Source organism: Pseudomonas fluorescens, from assembly GCF_002022275.1.
GTDB lineage: Bacteria > Pseudomonadota > Gammaproteobacteria > Pseudomonadales > Pseudomonadaceae > Aquipseudomonas > Aquipseudomonas fluorescens_AJ.
This window is the reverse complement of record NZ_MSDF01000002.1, coordinates 24,553-40,626: the sequence shown is the minus strand read 5'-3', so window position 1 is coordinate 40,626 and position 16,074 is coordinate 24,553. Positions and strand designations below refer to the sequence as shown.

Below are 16,074 nucleotides of genomic sequence, written 5' to 3'. Positions count from 1 at the left end.
CGCCCTTCGCCAGATCAATCGCCCTATAAGGAAGTCATGATGGAACGTGACACACACTCTGCTGGCCAGCTCAAACTGGTCCCGATCTCCCGTGCCCTGGAGGGAGCCTCAGAAGGCTGCTCGGAGCAAATGGTTGAAATCGCCCGATGGTGCCAGTCCTATCTGTGCAACCCCCATCCGGAGCTGGGTCGAACAGGGGTCGTGTGCCCCTGGACACCACCCTCGATCAAGCGCGAGACGTTTTGGCTGGTCGACATCCACTTCGCCGGCCGGGACGAAGAGGCCGTTTGCCAAGACATTCTGACGCTGATAGATGCCTTCAAGGGCAACGCCCCCCAGGACGGCAACGCCAGTCAGTTCAAGGCCATCGTGGGTGTCCTGCATGGGCTGGATGATCCGGAGCAAGTCAATCACTACCACGCTCTGCTCAAGCTGCGATTCCTGTCTGCGGGCCTGATGCTCGGCGAGTTTTACTCGTTGTGCCCCAAGCCCGGCCTGCGAAGCGACGCCTTCAACCCGCTTTGCTCTCCGGTTCCGCTGCTGGTGGTGCGTGAGATGGTTGAGCTGGACATCGCCTTCCTCGCAGACCAACCCCAATTTGTCGAAGCCTACCTGCGTACCCACGGTGCCCGGGCCAAGGTCGGTATCAACTCCGTTTTGCACCAGGAAGACCGCCTCAGCCTCAGCAATGAGCACATGGCCGTCCTTCGCCAAATCGTCGCCAGCTGATTGCAGCCCTACACCATTCGCCCAAGCCATTGGAGGCCACAGAAATGCCAGTCCGTATGCCAGAACCCTTCCGTATAAAAATGGTAGAGCCCCTGAAGACCACCACGCGCGAATACCGGGAACAGGCGTTGCGTGAGGCAGGCCTGAACCCGTTTCTGCTGCGTGCGGAAGATGTCTTCATCGACCTGCTGACCGACAGCGGTACCGGCGCCATGAGTGACCGACAATGGGCCGCCATGATGAGTGCCGATGAATCCTATGCCGGCAGCAAAAGCTTTTTTCGGTTGAGAGATACGGTTGAGCGGCTGTTCGGCTACCCCTACACGATTCCTGTTCACCAGGGGCGGGGCGCCGAGCAGATTCTGTTCCCTTGCCTGGTCGAACGCGCCAAAAAACGCGGCGCGACGGCGCCCATCTTCATCTCCAACCATCACTTCGATACCACCAAGGCTCACGTCGAAATCGCCGGGGCAAGCGTTAAAAACCTGATTTGCCCGGCGGCCCTGAATACCGCCGTGCACGACGACTGGAAGGGCAATTTCGACCTCGAGGCACTGGCCTCAGAGATCGAATTGACCGGCGCGCAGCAGATCGCGGCGGTTGTCATCACCATTACCTGCAACAGCGTGGGTGGCCAGCCGGTGGCGATGGACAATATCCGCGATGCCGCATCCATGGCGCGCCAGCACGGTATTCCGGTGGTGATCGACGCGGCCCGCTTTTCGGAAAATGCCTACTTCATCAAACAACGGGATGCGAAGTACCGCGACAAGAGCATTTCGGCGATTGTTCGCGAGATGTTTGATTACGCCGACATTTTCACAATGAGCGCGAAAAAGGACGCGATGGTCAACATCGGTGGCTTGTGCTGCTTCCGAAGCGATCAGGCGTTGTTCCAGGCCGCTCAACTGCGTTGCGTGCCGATGGAAGGGTTTATCACCTACGGCGGCCTGGCGGGCCGGGACCTCGAAGCCATGGCCGTCGGGCTTGATGAAGCCTGTGATGAACACCACCTGGCCAGCCGGATCAGCCAGGTCACGTACCTGGCAGATCGCCTGGCGGCAGCCGGTATTCCGATCCAGACACCGGTCGGTGGCCACGCGGTATTTGTCGACGCCGGCAAAATTCGTCCGGACATTGCAGGCCACCACTTTCCTGCACAGGTGCTGGTCAATGCGCTCTACCTGGAGAGCGGTGTGCGCGCCACGGAAATTGGGTCGCTGATGATGGGTCGCCACCCCGTGACGCGCGAACAGGAACCCGCACTGTTTGAATTGATGCGCCTGACCATCCCGCGCCGAACCTACACCGACAACCACATGGATTTTGTCGCCGACTCGCTGATTGAAGTCGTGAACCGCGCGTCCACGCTGCGACCGCTCGATTTCGAGTACGAGCCGCCTGTTTTGCGTCAGTTCACGGCGCGATTCAAAGAAATTTGACCCCCCCTAACGTCAGGAAGATTTCCCATGGGCCAATTGAACACCCACATGACGGCTGTGCAGGACGCAGAACGTACGGTCGATGAGTATCTCGAACTGGCGCGAGACGTTCGCCACAAGCTGCGCGCTGAACAAGAGCTGAGCGACGCACTCGGTACTTACAGCCCGGCCATGCACGCCTGGTTCAAGGACCATGGTTTCTATCGTCTGCTGCAGCCCAAACGGTACGCAGGGCATGAGATGTCCCTGGCTGACTTTTACCGAGTCATGATTGAAATCTCCCGTGGTCATCCTGCACTGGGGTGGAACCTCACCCTGGGCGCCGCTCACAGCCTGACCTTCGCGGCCCACTGGCCCAAGGATGTGCAGGATGAAGTGTTCGGTGCCGACGGCCATTTCGTGGCCCCGCACCGGGCGTTTCCCGGAGGACGGTGCCAGCGGGTAGAGGGGGGTTACCGCGTCAGCGGCACGTTCAATTACTGCACCGGGGTCACTTACTCCACGCATGTCATCGTGACCGTACGCGACGCCGACGCCGGGCCCGACGCGCCGCCTTTGAACTGCCTGATTCCGCGCGCCGACTACACCCTGCTCGATGACTGGGGCGGCGATAAAGTGCTGGGGATGCGCGCCAGTGGTTCCAACAGCATTTGTGTCGATGAGGCCTTCGTTCCGGAACGCTGGGTGACGCCCTTTTCAGCCTTCTTTGCCAATCAGGATGTCTCGCAGGGCACCCACGGTACGAGGCTCCACGGTAACCCGCTGTACCTGGGCTACCTCATGCTGCCTTACCACGCCAACCTGTTGGCGCCGATCATCGGGGCGGCCCGGGCGGCGCTGGACGAGTACCGCGAACTGATCCTGAAACTCCCTCTGCCGTTTGCGCCGAACCGCAAACGGGCTGAAGACCCCAACTACCAGCGCGCTTACGGTCAGGCGCTGACGTTGACCGATGCGGCAGAAGCGACCCTGCTTCAAATCTGCGACAACCATAGCCGCCTCGCGCGTCGCTGGAGCCACACCCGTGAGCCGATTTCGGTCGAGCAGAACGTCAGGGCCTGGGGCGCCTTGCAGCAGGCCGGCAGGCAAGCCTGTGAAGCCATCGAACTGCTGTTCCGCACCGCCGGCACCTCCCAGGCACGCAGTGATGCCAGGCTGTTGCGTTACTTCAGCGACGCGGCCATGTACCGCGGTCACGTCGGCGCGCAGTGGGAGACCTTTTCAACCTATGTGGCCAGAGCCGAGCTAGGGCTCCCCCTGGACTTTCTTCAGCTATGAACCCTACCCGCACGCAAGGAGCGGCAATGTCCCGAACCGCACAGCAGTATTTGAATGCAATCAACGATGGTCGTGAAGTGTTCATCAATGGCGAATGCATCACCCGTCACAGCGAGCATCCAGCGTTCTCTGGGGCTGTCGCTTCAGTGGCGAAACTCTATGACTACCAGGCGAGCCATCTGGAGGAGATGACCTTCGAGACCGACAGCGGGCTGCGGGTCAGCAAGGCATGGGAGCTTCCACAGCGTCCTGACCAGCTGATAAGCCGTGCCCACGCGTCCTTGTCCTGGGCGCGTCAGAGCATGGGGTGGCTGGGCCGCAGCCCCGATCACGTGTCGTCCGCGCTGACCGGAATGATGACGCACCTGCCCGTTTTCGCGGACCACTCACCCGACCGTGCAGCCGCACTCCAGTCGTACTTCAACTATGCCCGGGATCGCGACCTTTACCTCACCTACACGATTGTGAACCCACAAGGGGACCGGTCGCGCAGCCCGGGCGAGCATGATCGCAACCTGTACCACACCCTGGGCGTGGTCAAGGAGACGGACGCCGGTGTCATCGTCAAGGGTGCCAAGATGCTGGGGACTGCCGCGGTGCTTGCCGACGAGATTCTGGTCGGGGTTCAAAACCCTCTCAAGCCTGGAGTTGATGACCGCTATGCGCTGTCGTTTGCGCTGCCTTTGAATACACCCGGGATCAAGATTCTCTCCCGTGCTTCCTATGCAGAAGGCAAGAACACCTTTGATCACCCGCTCAGCAGCCGCTTCGATGAAAACGACGCGCTGATCTACTTCGACAATGTCCTGGTGCCGTGGGAAAGGCTGTTTGTCTACGGCGACACAGGCATGTGCCGCCGGCAGTTTCACAGCACGGGCGCGGAAGTGCTCATGGACACCCAAAGCCTGGCCAGGCTGACTGCAAAACTGCATTTTCTGACTGGCCTGGCGCAACGGATGACAGAGATTACGGGCGTCAGCGACATCCCCGCAGTGCGTGAGATTCTGGGCGAGATGGCCTGCAACACACTGATGATTGAGGGGCTGTTCAAAGGGCTGATTCATTGCCCGGTGACCCACGGTGACTACGTGCTCCCCGACAAAGCCCACCTCTACATGTGCCAGGCGGTGGCGCAAACGGTCTACCCCAAATTCATTGAGTCCATTCGCAAGCTCGCCGGCGGCGGGGTGATCATGCTGCCTTCCAGCGTCGACGACCTGTACAACCCGCAAACGCGCGCGCTGATCGAACAAACGCAGTACTCGACCGTCGCCTCGCCAATCGAACGGGTGCAGATCATGAAGTTGGCGTGGGATGCCATCGGCTCGGAATTTGGCTCGCGTCACCTGCAATACGAAATGTTCTATTCCGGGCCGCATTTTGTCGCGCTCTCACGCGTGCACAGTGAGTTCGACTGGACCGCTGCCAAACAGCTCGCCACGTCTGCCTTGGCTGATAGCGCAGAGTATCAATGATACGGATGAGTCAGCAGGGCTGTTGAGCTTTAGCGAGGTTGTGAAGGCGGTGGGTCAGGCGACATCTGTTTTGGCAGTGCCGCCGCCTTCGCAGGCAAGCCAGCTCCCACATTTGATCTTCGTCGTTGGCGGGGGAATGGTCCTGCTGGCAAATTTTTTTCAAAGCCCGCAAATCCCCTGTGGAAGCTGTCGAGCTTTAGCGAGGCTGCGAAGGCGGTGGGGCAGGCGACATCTGTTTTGGCAGTGCCGCCGTCTTCGCAGGCAAGCCAGCTCCCACATTTGATCTTCATCTTTGGCGGGGAAATGGCCCTGCGGGCTGATTTTTTCCAAAGCCCGCAAGTCCCCTGTGGGAGCTGTCGAGCTTTAGCGAGGCTGCGAAGGCGGTGGGGCAGGCGACATCTGTCTCGGCAGTGCCGCCGCCTTCGCAGGCAAGCCAGCTCCCACATTTGATCTTCATTGCTGGTGGGGGGAGTGATTGGCGCGATGGCCCTGCTGGCTGATGTTTTCCAAAGCCCGCAAATCCCCTGTGGGAGCTGTCGAGCTTTAGCGAGGCTGCGAAGGCGGTGTGTCAGGCGACATCTGTTTCAGCAGTGCCGCCTCCTTCGCAGGCAAGCCAGCTCCCACATTTGATCTTCATTGCTGGCGAGGGAGTGTTTGGCGCGATGGCCCTGCTGGCAAATTTTTTTCAAAGCCCGCAAATCCCCTGTGGGAGCTGTCGAGCTTTAGCGAGGCTGCGAAGGCGGTGGGGCAGGCGGCATCTGTTTTGGCAGTGCCGCCGCTTTCGCAGGCAAGCCAGCTCCCACATTTGATCCTAAGAGAGACCGGTCACTTGGCCTGCGCCAAAAACGCTGTGATCAGCCCGATCACCTGTTGCTGAATCTCCGCCCGTGGCCGAGCGCCTTCGCCATCGCGGCAAATCATGCCGTCCCCCGGCGAGCCCTCTTCAATCAACGCAATCGCCCCCGGCTTGCATATCGACATAAAGCTGAAGTGGTTGGCGTCGCCGATAGCCACGTAGCTCGTCGAGGCTTTGGGCAGCCGTTTGGCCAGGTCGGCGGATTCCAGTTCGGCAGGCATATCCTCCGAGGGCGCGCCGCCGGCAATGATCAGCGCCGGCACCGGCAGTTTGGCCAGGCTGGCGTCGGTGAAACCACGTGACAGGCCCAGGTCCAGTGACACAATGGCGGTGACGCGTTTGTCGCTCAAGTCCGCAGCCAGATGGGCCTTCAGCGCAGGCGTAGCAGCAGGTTTCATCTCATGGTAGGCGATGCAACCGCCCAACTTCGGATGCACGTTGCAGTCCTGGCTGAACAGGTCGGGGTCGAAGCGGGCGCCGGCGATTTCCAGCGCGGTCCAGCCGCCGAGGGAATGGCCGATGACGGCAATCCGGTCTTTCGCGACCGCGCCAAACTGCTTCGGCTGCGCCAGCACGGCGTCGATCGCGCGGCTCAAATCAGCAGGGCGTTTCCATACTTGGGCGGCGGCTTGCGGGTTGCGGTCTTTGGTGGTGGTGCCCGGGTGGTTGACCGCCGCCACGATATAGCCCTTGTGCGCCAGGGCACTGGCGAGCCACACCTGTTTACCCCAATTGCCGCCGTAACCGTGAGAGAGCACGACCAACGGGTGCGCGCCCGCAACGGGCGGTGCGTCGGGCACGCCGAGAGCACCGACGAAGACCACGGTGTCAGCGATCAGCTCAGGTTTGGCGGCGGTTGTGGCGGGGTACCAAACCACCAGTTCGAGTGGGTTGTTGTTTTGTGCATCGTGAAGGGTGGCGGTGCGAAAACCGACGGGGCTATCTTCCGCGAGTGAAGGGCTAGCCAGGCACAGCAGAAGCAGGGCGGTGAGGGCGTTTTTCACTGTTGTTATCGTCCTTGATTTTTTGTCGGCGCATCATGCCCTGAAATTCAGGGCGAGCGCATCCCCCCACGTCTACAAAAAACAGGCGGCTACACGCTCGGCTTGAGCCTTTCGCCAGCCGGTAACTTTGCCGCCTCCATATAAGCCCGGCTCATACAAATAAGCTGCTGTTGAACTCCCGCCGCCCAAGTGCCGGTAATGCTTCGGTCAAACAAGGCCCTGACACTTCCAAACAGCGAAGTCAGTAACGTGAAGTTGACCGCTGTTAAATCAGCATAGTCAGCATCAACGGCCGTCGAAAACATTGCCGTGGTCATACTTTCCACGTGCTGATAAAAGTGCTCAATCAGTGCGCCGGTCTTAACATCTTCGGCAACCAAATATACGGCGCGGGTCAAGTAACACTGTGCCGTTTTTGCTTGCCAATAAGCCACCACCAAGGCTTCAGCCATGTTTCCGACGGTTGCTCCGTGTTGTTCGGCGCACGCGAAGCGCAAGCGTTCGGCCATGGCATTCAGGTGACGTTCCGTGACCGTATACAGCAGCGCTTCCTTGTTTGGAAAGTACTGATACATGGTGCCGATAGACACACCAGCCCGTTCCGCGACGGCCGTAGTGGTCAAACGGATAGGCCCCAAAACCAGAAGAACCTGAGTGGTCGCTTCGAGAATGGCCTCCACTGTGACCGTCGCACGGGCTTGAAGCGGCGTTTTACGCGGGGTCAGGCGAATCTGAGAATATGAAGCCATAAGCGAATACCCCAATTGAGGGGTGAATCATATGATGGCCCGGTGCAGTGGAGTCAACACGAAAGTCGATCTGAACGAGGCCTGCTTTCTTGCGCGTCCGGCCCGTGTCAGGGCTGTCTCCTTGCCCTGTGGCGCATGGCTGCGCGCACCGGCGCAATAACATTGTTGAACAGGAATATCAGGGTTCAAGTTTGTTGTTAGCCGTACAAGGTTCGTTGTTTAACCCAACCATGATGGATGCGTAGTTGACGACTGTGCGCGCCTTAGTGTGCGCGATAACTTAATAAGTACTGCACCCTCTTTCGATCGGTAAACGATTTAAATAACCCCCACTCCTGACGAAATAATTTCGTCATGCAAAGACTTGCGCTCATTTATTCAAAGGTAGACAACTTATGATTATTTCATCCGCGTCTGATTATCGCGAAGCCGCCAAACGCAAACTGCCGCGCTTTCTGTTTGATTACATTGACGGCGGCGCCTATGCAGAAAGTACGCTGCGGGCCAACAGTGCGGACTTGGCTGCGGTGCGTTTGCGTCAGCGCATTCTGAAAAACGTCGACAACATCAGCTTGAAAACCACGTTGTTTGGCACCGAACAAGCACTGCCGATCATCCTCAGCCCGGTGGGGCTGACCGGCATGTATGCGCGTCGCGGCGAGGTGCAGGTGGCCAAGGCTGCGCTCAACAAGGGCATCCCTTATTGTCTGTCGACCGTGTCGGTGTGTTCCATTGAAGAGGTGACGGCACGCACCGCGCAGCCACTCTGGTTCCAGCTGTACGTGCTCAAGGACCGCGGCTTCATGAAAAATGTTCTGGAGCGTGCCCAGGCCGCTGGCGTCACCACCCTCGTGTTTACCGCCGACATGCCCACCCCGGGTGCCCGCTACCGCGATGCGCATTCAGGCATGTCCGGCCCGTTCGCTGCTTCGCGACGGATTCTGCAAGCCACCACCAAGCCTGACTGGGCCTTCAATGTGGGGATCCTTGGTCGGCCTCACGACCTCGGCAACGTCTCCCGCTACCTGGGCAAAACCACGAGCCTTGAAGACTACGTGGGCTGGCTGGGCAAGAATTTCGACCCTTCCATCAGTTGGAAAGACCTGGAGTGGGTCCGTGAGTTCTGGAAGGGCCCGATGATCATCAAGGGCATTCTTGACCCCCAGGATGCCAGGGAGGCCTTGAGTTTCGGCGCCGATGGCATCGTGGTCTCCAACCACGGTGGCCGCCAGCTCGACGGGGTACCGTCCACCGCCAAGGCCCTGCCGCCGATTGCCGATGCGGTGGGGAATAACCTGACGGTATTGGTCGATTCGGGTATCCGCTCGGGGTTGGACGTGGTGCGCATGCTCGCCCTCGGCGCCAAAGCGGTGTTGCTTGGCCGCTCCACGGTGTTCGCCCTGGCTGCCGAGGGCCAGCGCGGGGTGGAAAACATGCTGGATATTTTCACTCAGGAAATGCGCGTTGCCATGACGCTGACCGGCGTGACCTCAATCGACAAGATTGACCACACCACGCTGGTCCAGGCTGAGGCGTGAGGACTGGACCATGCTCGCCTTGTTGACCCGTAAATCGTCTGCACACTTGCGCTGGCTGGAAGCGCGCGCCGCCTTGCGCCCGTTCGTCTTGAGCGATGCCGTACATGGCGGCATTGTTTGCACAGTACCGGCATTGGCCGCGGCGTATCTGCACAACCCGTTGTTGAGTTGGTCTGCGATTGCCGCGTTCTGGAGTTACCTGTCGATTCCCGGCGGCCCGTCGGCAAACCGCTGGCTGTTCGCGCTGGCCTTTGGCCTGGCCGGTGCGTTTGCAACGTGGCTGGGTGTCTGGGCGATTGCCTGGCCACCGCTGGCAATCGGGTTGGCTGCTGTGCTGGGCTTTGCGGGGGCATACGCCCAGCACAGCGACGCGCGGGTGGGTTTTCCGGCGTTACTGCTCGCAACGATCTTCGCGGTGTCCACCGCCTTTGTCGAAACAGGTGTGTTCACTGCTGCGGCCCATGCCCGCTATTTTCTGTGCGGAAGCCTGTGGGCAACCGGCTATGCATTGCTGTTACAGCGGCCCAAAACCCGTGCCCCCTTTGTTGCCGTGCGCCCATCGGTGTGGGCGATGCTGAGGGCCAACTTCACGCCCAGGTCTGAACCTTTCCTCCATGGCTTACGCGTGGCAGTGGCGGGCGCAATCGTGGTCGGGCTGGTTCAGACATGTGCCCTTAACCACGGCTACTGGATGATCCTGAGCGTGTTTTTGATCCTGCAACCCCAGGCTGCCAGCACGTTGAGAACCTGCCTCGAACGCCTGCTCGGCACGCTGTTCGGCGCAGCCATCACCGCGCTGTTGGGGTACTTCATTCATAGCCCGATGCTGCTTGCCGTGATGATTTTGCCCCTGGCCATCGGCGCCTTGATAGGCCGCGCCATCGGCTTGGTTACCTACATGGCGTTCCTGACGCCTTACATCATCGTGGTCACCCAGGTTGGCCAGTTCCATGGCTCCGAATTGGGCCTGGCGTTATTGCGCATATTCAACAGCCTGGGCGGTGCGCTGTTGGCAGTCACCATTTCGTTGCTGGTCTGCCCACGCTGGCAGGCGAGCCCGGCGGGCAAGGAGTAAACACTGGGCGCGGATGCCCGAATACGTCCCTGACTTACTCAACCACCCTTACCTCTATAAAGGAGCCAACCATGGCTGCCAATGCTGCGGATTTTTTGGTCAACACGCTTAAACACGCCGGCGTTAAACGAATATATGGCGTGGTGGGCGACTCGCTCAATGGCCTGACTGACGCGATGCGTCGCTTGGGAGAGCTGGAGTGGGTGCACATGCGCAACGAAGAGGCCGGCGCCTTTGCCGCCGGGGCAGAGGCGCATCTGACCGGCAAACTGGCTGTGTGCGCCGGCAGTTGCGGTCCCGGCAACCTGCACTTGATCAACGGCCTGTTTGACTGCCATCGCAGCGGCGTGCCCGTGCTGGCAATTGCCGCCCACATACCCAGCTCGGAAATCGGGATCGATTACTTCCAGGCCACGCACCCGGAGTCGCTGTTCAAGGACTGCAGTCATTACGTGGAATTGGTTTCGCGGGTAGAACAGCTGCCGCAAATTCTGCAACGCGCCATGCGTGTCGCTATCGCCCGGCGTGGTGTGGCCGTGGTCGTCATTCCCGGCGATATCGCCCTGGAGGCGCTGGATGCCCACGTCGCCGCCTGGCTGGTTCCCGAGCCGCCGGACGTAGTGCCCGGTGAAAACCAGCTGCGGCAGTTGGTCGAATTTCTAGAGGCTGGCCGCCGCATCACCCTGTTCTGCGGCGCGGGTTGCGCCGCAGCCCATGACGAGGTGGTGGCCTTGGCCGCGCTGCTCAAGGCGCCAATCGTGCACGCACTGCGCGGGAAGGAATACCTGGAATATGACAACCCCTACGATGTCGGCATGACCGGCCTGATCGGTTTTGCTTCCGGTTATAAAGCCATGCAAGCGTGCGACACACTCTTGCTGCTGGGCACCAATTTCCCCTATCGGCAGTTCTATCCTCAGCACGCGAGGATTGCCCAGGTTGATATCAGCCCCGAAGCGCTGGGTAACCGCTGCTCACTGGAAGTGGGCGTGTTGGGCGACATTCAGCGCACGCTGCAGCATGTGTTACTGCGCTTGAATCAGCGCACGGATACCGCGCACCTCGATGCCGCCAGGGTCGACTACGCCAAATCCCGCAAAAACTTCGATGCCCTGGCGATCCTGCGTCCCGACAGCGAAGTGATTCATCCGCAATACCTCAGCCGGCTGGTCAGCGACATGGCCAATGACGACACGGTGTTCACCTGCGACGTCGGCACGCCGACGGCCTGGGCCGCACGCTACCTGAAAATGAACGGTAAACGCCGGCTGATCGGGTCGTTCAACCATGGCTCAATGGCCAACGCCATGCTCCAATCCATCGGCGCCCAAGCAACGTATCCCGGGCGTCAGGTGATTTCATTGTCCGGCGATGGTGGCTTTGCCATGATGATGGGCGACTTCCTCACACTCACTCAACTCAACCTGCCTGTGAAGGTCATCGTGCTCAACAACGGCACCTTGGGTTTTGTCGAACTGGAGATGAAAGCCGTGGGAATTCTGGACACCGGCTGTGAGTTGAAAAATCCGGATTTTGCCGCCATGGCCGAAGCGGTCGGGATCAAGGGCATCCGTGTCGAGCGCGCCAGTGAACTGGCGACAGCGCTGGCGGCGGCCTTTGCCCACGACGGCCCGGTGCTGTTGGACGTTGTCACTCCGCGTGAGGAACTGGTCATGCCGCCGACCATCACTGCGGCCAACGTCAAAGGGTTCGGTCTGTTCATGTTGCGCGCAGTATTGGACGGACGCGCGCGCGAGTTGGTGGATTTGACTAAAGTCAATCTACTGCGCTGAGCAAAGCGGTGGGGCAAGACGCTCAAGATACCGAGCCGACGCGCCGCTACAGAGCATTTAATAACAAACACACAGACAACCCAAAGAGAGTGAAACCATGCGATACACCCTGTTCGAGCGTCAACGCGACCTGATCATCCTCCTTGCCCGCATCCTGCTGATGCTGCTGTTCGTGACCTCCGGCTGGGGCAAACTCACCGGGTTCAGCGGCACCGTCGACTACTTCACCGCCATTGGCACACCGCTGCCGTCCATCGCCGCGTCGGTGGCTGTGGTCATGGAGTTTGGGGTCGGGATTTTGCTGCTGATCGGTTTTTATACGCGGCCGCTGGCGTTGTTGATGAGCCTGTTCGTGCTGGGCACGGCGATTATCGGTCACCATTTCTGGGACATGGTCGAACCGGCCAAGTCGGCCAACACCATCCAGTTCTTCAAGAACATGAGCATTATCGGCGGGCTTTTGCTGTTGAGCGTGACCGGAGCTGGGCGCTACTCGCTTGACCGGCGATAAACAGGGCAGGGTGACGCTCGGCTGAGCGCCTGATGGGCGTCCGATGCGCAGGCATCGGGCGCCACGCCAGCCAACAGGCGGATTACAGCCCGAAAATGGCTTCGATTTCGATATTCAGTTGCGGGGAAAACAATTTGGACACTTCCACCAGGGAGCTGGCCGGCAGGTTCTCGGCATAGTGATGCACCAGCACTTGGCGCAACTCGCCCACCTGGCTGAAATCGGTGATGAATACGGTGACTTTCAGCAGTGAGGACATGTCGGTGCCTTCTTCGGCGGCGACCGCTTTTATCTGCTCCAGAATGGCATTGGCCTGTTTGTCCATGCTCTGGCCTTGGGCTTCAGTGCCAAAGGCCGTGAAGCCTGACAGGTAGAGCGTGTTGCCGTGTTTTACCGCGTGGGAATAAGGGCCGACGGCGGGAGGAAGCACGGCGTAAGTTTTGCGTTCGATAGAAGTGCTCGGCATGGTGTCTTCCAAAACAGGGAGTGAGTGATGAGTCAGGATCGACTCGAGTTATCCATGTTCTCAAAGGTCACTGACTCACAGTAGTCACGTTTCTCTACGGTTACTGCCTGATCCTCTATAGCGTAAACAGGCGCATATTCCCGGCCATCTTCTGTGTGCCATAATTTTCTCGGGCGCCGTGGCAATACGCTTTCTGGCCCCCCGTAATACCGCGCCGGAGGTCATTGTTGGTGAAGCACTATCGAGTTGCATTTGAAGACGGCTGTGTGGCGCTCAGGGAACTCTTGCTCGGGCTGCTTCCCGAGGCGGGCCGCTTCGCCACGCCAATCGAAGGGTTTGCGCTGCACCGTTATGACCATTGCGACACGGCAAAACCGCACTTCTACAGCCCGATACTGATCATCGCCGTGCAGGGGAAAAAGTGGGTTCGTATGGGTATCCGGGACATTTCATTTGGTGAGCGCACGTGCTTTATCGCCGGGGTGAACATGCCTGTGACCAGTTGCCTGGTGGAGGCAACGCCGCAAATGCCCTACCTGTCGATGTCCCTGGACCTGGACAGAAATCTGATGGCCGCATTGGCCGCTAAAATCCCTCAGCCCGTTGAATACAGCGAGCAGGCGGCCATCGGCGCCGCCGTGCAAGAGCTCAGCCCGGAACTGCTCGACGCTTTTTTGCGAATGCTGGAACTGCTGGACAAGCCCGACGAGGCGAAGGCATTGGGCGCGCTGATTTATCAGGAAATTCACTACCGGTTACTGGCGACACCGTTTGGGCAACAACTTCGCCTGCTGAATACGGCAGGCTCTCAAAGTCATAAAATTGATCAGGCGATTATCTGGTTGCGCGAGAATTACCGCGAAACCTTGCACGTCGATAAGCTTGCTGCGCGGCTGAATATGGCCTCTTCAACCTTATACAAACACTTCAAGGACGTGACGACGCTGAGTCCTCTGCAATATCAAAAACGTCTGCGCCTGGATGAAGCCCAGCGCCTGATGTTGGTTGGAAACTGTGATGTTGTTCAAGCGGCCTTAAATGTCGGGTATGAAAGTGCCAACCAGTTTGGCCGCGAATATAAGCGCTTGTTTGGCGAGCCGCCGCGAAAGAATGTGGTGAGTATCAAAGCGGGCAGGCAGTAATGCAGTCCTTTTTTTTTACCACAACAAGGCTTCAACCTGATCGTACTTGTCCGCCACTTTAATGAACGCGTCCGCCCAACCACTGCTGAGGCTGAGCTCTTGCAGCGGCCCGGTGACGGCAAACAGCACGCTGACTTTTATCGGGTCTGGTAATCCCCCCGACTTGAGCGTGTCGATCAAGCCAAGCAACTCTGCTTTGGCCGCCGCCTCGTCCTCCCACCCCGACCAGCAGAAATCATTGTCGGGCAGTGAAACCAGTTCGATAGCCGCTTCCAGCACCTGGATAAGGCTGCCGACCGGGTCCTCTCGATTGATTTGCCCGTGAATCAACTGCTTTGTGCGATCCAGGTTCATAGCGTTTCAAGCGCCTCACTCTAAGCAATGTGAACTAGCGTAACGAAGAACGGCGGCTGGCGGCTCTTTACTTAACGTTCAACCTTGGTATTGACCGACACGGCCCCATAACTACACCTGTATCCACTGAGGTGACCGACCATGACCAACCCAACCGAAACCGCCATCCTCGCCGGCGGCTGCTTCTGGGGCATGCAAGACCTGTTGCGCCGCTACCCCGGCGTGCTGCACACACGCGTCGGCTACACCGGCGGCGACGTGCCGAATGCCACCTACCGCAACCACGGCAACCATGCCGAAGCGATTGAAATCCAGTTTGATCCGGCCGTGATCACGTACCGGCAGATTCTCGAGTTCTTCTTCCAGATACACGACCCAAGCACGCCAAATCGTCAAGGCAATGACCTTGGGCCAAGCTACCGTTCTGCGATTTATTACCTGAGCGAACAGCAGCGCGACGTTGCCGAAGACACCGCCGCCGACGTCGATGCCTCGAAGCTGTGGCCGGGCCACGTGGTCACTGAAATCGAACCGGCAGGGCCGTTTTGGGAAGCCGAGCCGGAGCATCAGGATTATCTGGAGCGCATTCCCAACGGGTATACGTGCCACTTCATCCGGCCGAACTGGAAGCTGCCCAAGCGCGCTTGAGAGTGAGGTCGCCGGTGAACCCGGCGCCTCGGAAATAAGTCTCGGAAGAAGCCCAACCTTGCGTTGGGCTTTTTTGCGAGTGCACGGAGCTGCTGCAAGATCATGTCATGTCGAAAAACATTAAGTTCGACGAGGATCTGGCGTTGACCCATTTCATCGATACATCATATTTGGATGCTATGACGATACCTCTCCAGTGAGCACTCAGTGTTCGAAGAAGGATGACTTCGATGATTCGCAACGCATTACCTACCGACGCCAAGGCCATTGCCCAGGTGCATGTCAGCAGCTGGCAAGAGGCCTATCGCGATTTGATACCGGCCGACTATTTGAACTCGCTGGGGGCGATGCTGGCCAAGCGGGAAGCTCACTGGGTTCGTGCGATTGAAGCGGGGGAATCGTGCGTATTGGTTGCTGAAGTGAATGATCAGGTTGTGGGTTGGATATCGGTTGGCGCCAGCCGTGATGAGGATGTTGCCGGGGGGAATGTGGGTGAGGTACTGGCCATCTACGTGTTAGCGGGTTATTGGCAGACGGGTGTGGGGCTGGCGTTGTGGAAGGCGGGTTTGCAGTGGTTGGAGCAGCAGGGTTATGAATGCTTGACGCTTTGGGTTTTGAGCCGTAATGAAAGGGCTATCCGGTTTTATCGCAGGGCAGGATGCACCGAGGAACCAGGCAGTGAGCGCACGCTTGAGAGGGGCGGTGCGTTGCTGCTGGAGGTGAGGTACCACTTGTCTTTAGCCCCGTTAAGTAAGGAAACATGATGCAAGACCCAACCTTTGCCATTGTCCGGATAGGCCAGATCCACGAGATCGTTAGATTTTTTGCATCAAACAGTGAAAGGGTGGTGCGTTGGCGCTGTCGCTGGATTTCGCTCCTAACGTTTGCGGCAATCACATCAAATGGCACAGACAAAGAAACACACCTGTAATTTGTTTTATGAATCAGCCGGGAAAGAGGTGGTAAAAACGCAGGTGAAAGTCGTGGGATCAGAGACCCGCGCAGTAGAGCAGT

Annotated in this window: 15 protein-coding genes; 11 read left to right on the top strand and 4 right to left on the bottom strand. The window is 58.9% G+C overall.

All coding sequences use genetic code 11. The features are described 5' to 3' along the window. Positions 1–39 precede the first annotated feature (39 nt). Genes BFW87_RS01490 through BFW87_RS01475 form a run of 4 tightly spaced genes read left to right on the top strand, consistent with a single transcriptional unit; the run spans position 40 to position 4,924 of the window. On the top strand, positions 40–729 hold the full coding sequence (locus BFW87_RS01490; protein ID WP_078738230.1) for a DUF6875 domain-containing protein: 690 nt from the start codon (positions 40–42) through the stop codon (positions 727–729). 44 nt (positions 730–773) lie between these two features. Next, positions 774–2,171, top strand: coding sequence for a tryptophanase (locus tag BFW87_RS01485; RefSeq protein ID WP_078738229.1), 1,398 nt, complete (start codon positions 774–776; stop codon positions 2,169–2,171). Between the two features lie 27 nt (positions 2,172–2,198). Next, entirely contained in the window at positions 2,199–3,449 is a 1,251-nt protein-coding gene (locus BFW87_RS01480; protein WP_078738228.1) for a hypothetical protein, read from the top strand. Continuing rightward, positions 3,446–4,924, top strand: a complete 1,479-nt coding sequence (locus tag BFW87_RS01475; RefSeq protein ID WP_217699409.1) for a 4-hydroxyphenylacetate 3-hydroxylase family protein — start codon at positions 3,446–3,448, stop codon at positions 4,922–4,924. Before BFW87_RS01480 ends, BFW87_RS01475 begins: the two co-directional genes overlap by 4 nt. 825 nt (positions 4,925–5,749) lie before the next feature. On the opposite strand, the gene BFW87_RS01470 is transcribed toward BFW87_RS01475, so the two are convergent. Together BFW87_RS01470 and BFW87_RS01465 are read right to left on the bottom strand one after the other, a co-directional pair. After that, positions 5,750–6,784, bottom strand: a complete 1,035-nt coding sequence (locus BFW87_RS01470; protein ID WP_078738226.1) for an alpha/beta hydrolase family protein — start codon at positions 6,782–6,784, stop codon at positions 5,750–5,752. Positions 6,785–6,873: 89 nt separating this feature from the next. Continuing rightward, positions 6,874–7,533: a TetR/AcrR family transcriptional regulator gene (locus BFW87_RS01465; RefSeq protein WP_078738225.1), complete on the bottom strand. Its 660-nt coding sequence runs from the start codon at positions 7,531–7,533 to the stop codon at positions 6,874–6,876. A 395-nt stretch (positions 7,534–7,928) separates the two neighbouring features. Here BFW87_RS01465 and lldD point away from each other — a divergent pair, with 395 nt between their 5' ends. From lldD to BFW87_RS01445, 4 genes are all read left to right on the top strand, one after another. After that, a complete protein-coding gene (gene lldD / locus BFW87_RS01460; protein ID WP_078738224.1) occupies positions 7,929–9,071 on the top strand; it encodes an FMN-dependent L-lactate dehydrogenase LldD in 1,143 nt (380 codons plus the stop codon). A 10-nt stretch (positions 9,072–9,081) separates the two neighbouring features. After that, positions 9,082–10,146 (top strand): FUSC family protein, encoded by a 1,065-nt coding sequence (locus BFW87_RS01455; RefSeq protein WP_078738223.1) that lies wholly within the window; start codon positions 9,082–9,084, stop codon positions 10,144–10,146. 71 nt (positions 10,147–10,217) lie between these two features. Then, a complete protein-coding gene (gene poxB / locus BFW87_RS01450) occupies positions 10,218–11,939 on the top strand; it encodes a ubiquinone-dependent pyruvate dehydrogenase (RefSeq protein ID WP_078738222.1) in 1,722 nt (573 codons plus the stop codon). Between the two features lie 97 nt (positions 11,940–12,036). After that, on the top strand, positions 12,037–12,450 hold the full coding sequence (locus BFW87_RS01445; protein ID WP_078738221.1) for a DoxX family protein: 414 nt from the start codon (positions 12,037–12,039) through the stop codon (positions 12,448–12,450). An 82-nt stretch (positions 12,451–12,532) separates the two neighbouring features. Here the strand turns inward: BFW87_RS01445 and BFW87_RS01440 are convergent, their stop codons facing one another. Continuing rightward, on the bottom strand, positions 12,533–12,916 hold the full coding sequence (locus tag BFW87_RS01440) for a RidA family protein (protein WP_078738220.1): 384 nt from the start codon (positions 12,914–12,916) through the stop codon (positions 12,533–12,535). Between the two features lie 230 nt (positions 12,917–13,146). Here BFW87_RS01440 and BFW87_RS01435 point away from each other — a divergent pair, with 230 nt between their 5' ends. Beyond that, positions 13,147–14,058 (top strand): AraC family transcriptional regulator, encoded by a 912-nt coding sequence (locus BFW87_RS01435; RefSeq protein ID WP_217699408.1) that lies wholly within the window; start codon positions 13,147–13,149, stop codon positions 14,056–14,058. A gap of 15 nt (positions 14,059–14,073) precedes the next feature. On the opposite strand, the gene BFW87_RS01430 is transcribed toward BFW87_RS01435, so the two are convergent. Beyond that, entirely contained in the window at positions 14,074–14,412 is a 339-nt protein-coding gene (locus BFW87_RS01430) for a hypothetical protein (RefSeq protein ID WP_078738218.1), read from the bottom strand. Between the two features lie 141 nt (positions 14,413–14,553). On the opposite strand from BFW87_RS01430, the gene msrA reads away from it, so the two are divergent. Then, positions 14,554–15,060 carry a peptide-methionine (S)-S-oxide reductase MsrA gene (gene msrA / locus BFW87_RS01425; protein WP_078738217.1) on the top strand — a complete coding sequence of 169 codons (507 nt, stop codon included), beginning with the start codon at positions 14,554–14,556 and terminating at the stop codon, positions 15,058–15,060. Between the two features lie 230 nt (positions 15,061–15,290). Beyond that, complete coding sequence (locus tag BFW87_RS01420; protein ID WP_078738216.1) at positions 15,291–15,824, top strand: GNAT family N-acetyltransferase; 534 nt, start codon at positions 15,291–15,293, stop codon at positions 15,822–15,824. Positions 15,825–16,074: the final 250 nt, after the last annotated feature.

Excerpts from the sequence above, each read along its gene's own strand:
- BFW87_RS01440 (WP_078738220.1), bottom strand. The coding sequence starts at position 12,916 with ATGCCGAGCACTTCTATCGAACGCAAAACTTACGCCGTGCTTCCTCCC.
- BFW87_RS01490 (WP_078738230.1), top strand. The coding sequence starts at position 40 with ATGGAACGTGACACACACTCTGCTGGCCAGCTCAAACTGGTCCCGATC.
- BFW87_RS01420 (WP_078738216.1), top strand. The coding sequence starts at position 15,291 with ATGATTCGCAACGCATTACCTACCGACGCCAAGGCCATTGCCCAGGTG.
- poxB (WP_078738222.1), top strand. The coding sequence starts at position 10,218 with ATGGCTGCCAATGCTGCGGATTTTTTGGTCAACACGCTTAAACACGCC.
- BFW87_RS01465 (WP_078738225.1), bottom strand. The coding sequence starts at position 7,533 with ATGGCTTCATATTCTCAGATTCGCCTGACCCCGCGTAAAACGCCGCTT.
- lldD (WP_078738224.1), top strand. The coding sequence starts at position 7,929 with ATGATTATTTCATCCGCGTCTGATTATCGCGAAGCCGCCAAACGCAAA.
- BFW87_RS01430 (WP_078738218.1), bottom strand. The coding sequence starts at position 14,412 with ATGAACCTGGATCGCACAAAGCAGTTGATTCACGGGCAAATCAATCGA.
- msrA (WP_078738217.1), top strand. The coding sequence starts at position 14,554 with ATGACCAACCCAACCGAAACCGCCATCCTCGCCGGCGGCTGCTTCTGG.
- BFW87_RS01455 (WP_078738223.1), top strand. The coding sequence starts at position 9,082 with ATGCTCGCCTTGTTGACCCGTAAATCGTCTGCACACTTGCGCTGGCTG.
- BFW87_RS01480 (WP_078738228.1), top strand. The coding sequence starts at position 2,199 with ATGGGCCAATTGAACACCCACATGACGGCTGTGCAGGACGCAGAACGT.
- BFW87_RS01445 (WP_078738221.1), top strand. The coding sequence starts at position 12,037 with ATGCGATACACCCTGTTCGAGCGTCAACGCGACCTGATCATCCTCCTT.
- BFW87_RS01475 (WP_217699409.1), top strand. The coding sequence starts at position 3,446 with ATGAACCCTACCCGCACGCAAGGAGCGGCAATGTCCCGAACCGCACAG.
- BFW87_RS01485 (WP_078738229.1), top strand. The coding sequence starts at position 774 with ATGCCAGTCCGTATGCCAGAACCCTTCCGTATAAAAATGGTAGAGCCC.